Origin of the sequence: Tessaracoccus rhinocerotis (assembly GCF_007197885.1) — a bacterium.
GTDB lineage: Bacteria > Actinomycetota > Actinomycetes > Propionibacteriales > Propionibacteriaceae > Arachnia > Arachnia rhinocerotis.
Genome location: NZ_VKKG01000010.1, coordinates 2838 through 4584 on the forward strand (window position 1 = coordinate 2838; position 1747 = coordinate 4584).

Sequence of the window (1747 nt, forward strand, 5' to 3'; positions counted from 1 at the left end):
CGACCTCAGGTCAATGTTCCACTATCCGGTGCCTGCCGGCCCGACAACACTCGTGTCGGAAACCAGCAAATGACCACCCAACCCGAAGGCCAGGCAGTAAAGGCTCCTTAGAAAGGAGGTGATCCAGCCGCACCTTCCGGTACGGCTACCTTGTTACGACTTAGTCCTAATTACCGGTCCCACCTTCGACGGCTCCCCCCCTAAGGTTGGGCCACCGGCTTCGGGTGTTACCGACTTTCATGACTTGACGGGCGGTGTGTACAAGCCCCGGGAACGTATTCACCGCAGCGTTGCTGATCTGCGATTACTAGCGACTCCGACTTCATGGGGTCGAGTTGCAGACCCCAATCCGAACTGAGACCGGCTTTCTGAGATTCGCTCACCCTCACAGGCTCGCAGCTCTTTGTACCGGCCATTGTAGCATGCGTGAAGCCCTGGACATAAGGGGCATGATGACTTGACGTCATCCCCACCTTCCTCCGAGTTGACCCCGGCGGTCTCCAATGAGTCCCCGGCATTACCCGCTGGCAACATTGGACGAGGGTTGCGCTCGTTGCGGGACTTAACCCAACATCTCACGACACGAGCTGACGACAGCCATGCACCACCTGTATACCGACCAAAAAGGGGCACCTATCTCTAGATGTTTCCGGCATATGTCAAACCCAGGTAAGGTTCTTCGCGTTGCATCGAATTAATCCGCATGCTCCGCCGCTTGTGCGGGGCCCCGTCAATTCCTTTGAGTTTTAGCCTTGCGGCCGTACTCCCCAGGCGGGGTACTTAATGCGTTAGCTGCGGCACGGAGAACGTGGAATGTCCCCCACACCTAGTACCCACCGTTTACGGCGTGGACTACCAGGGTATCTAAGCCTGTTTGCTCCCCACGCTTTCGCTTCTCAGCGTCAGGAAAGGTCCAGAGATCCGCCTTCGCCACCGGTGTTCCTCCTGATATCTGCGCATTCCACCGCTCCACCAGGAATTCCGATCTCCCCTACCTTCCTCAAGTCTGCCCGTATCGGAAGCAGGCTCAGTGTTGAGCACTGAGTTTTCACTCCCGACGTGACAAACCGCCTACAAGCTCTTTACGCCCAATAAATCCGGACAACGCTCGCACCCTACGTATCACCGCGGCTGCTGGCACGTAGTTAGCCGGTGCTTCTTCTCCCACTACCGTCACGTTAGCTTCGTCATGGGTGAAAGCGGTTTACAACCCGAAGGCCGTCATCCCGCACGCGGCGTTGCTGCATCAGGCTTTCGCCCATTGTGCAATATTCCCCACTGCTGCCTCCCGTAGGAGTTTGGGCCGTATCTCAGTCCCAATGTGGCCGGTCGCCCTCTCAGGCCGGCTACCCGTCGAAGCCTTGGTGAGCCATTACCTCACCAACAAGCTGATAGGCCGCGAGTCCATCCATGACCGCCGGAGCTTTCCAACCCCAAACATGAGTCCAGGGTTCATATCCGGTATTAGCACCTGTTTCCAGATGTTATCCCAGAGTCAAGGGCAGGTTACTCACGTGTTACTCACCCGTTCGCCACTCGTGTACCCCCGAAGGGGCCTTACCGTTCGACTTGCATGTGTTAAGCACGCCGCCAGCGTTCGTCCTGAGCCAGGATCAAACTCTCCGTTGAAAACTTTCAGCAAGGGCAATAACCCATAAACTGTCAATTCAAAACAACAAGCTTGACTACCCGACAGAGTTCCATTGCTGGATCTATCAATTAATCAAAGGAATCTCAAAGACAAACC

The 1747-nt window shown here is 55.9% G+C and carries 2 rRNA genes (1 of these 2 running past the window's edge); both read right to left on the reverse strand.

Annotated elements, in window-relative coordinates:
* Nucleotides 1-38 (reverse strand): 23S ribosomal RNA (locus tag FOJ82_RS17080); it reaches 2558 nt to the left of the window's first position.
* Between the two features lie 73 nt (nt 39-111).
* Nucleotides 112-1629, reverse strand: a 16S ribosomal RNA gene (locus FOJ82_RS17085).
* The 16S and 23S rRNA genes sit together here, the layout of an rRNA operon.
* Nucleotides 1630-1747 lie beyond the last annotated feature (118 nt).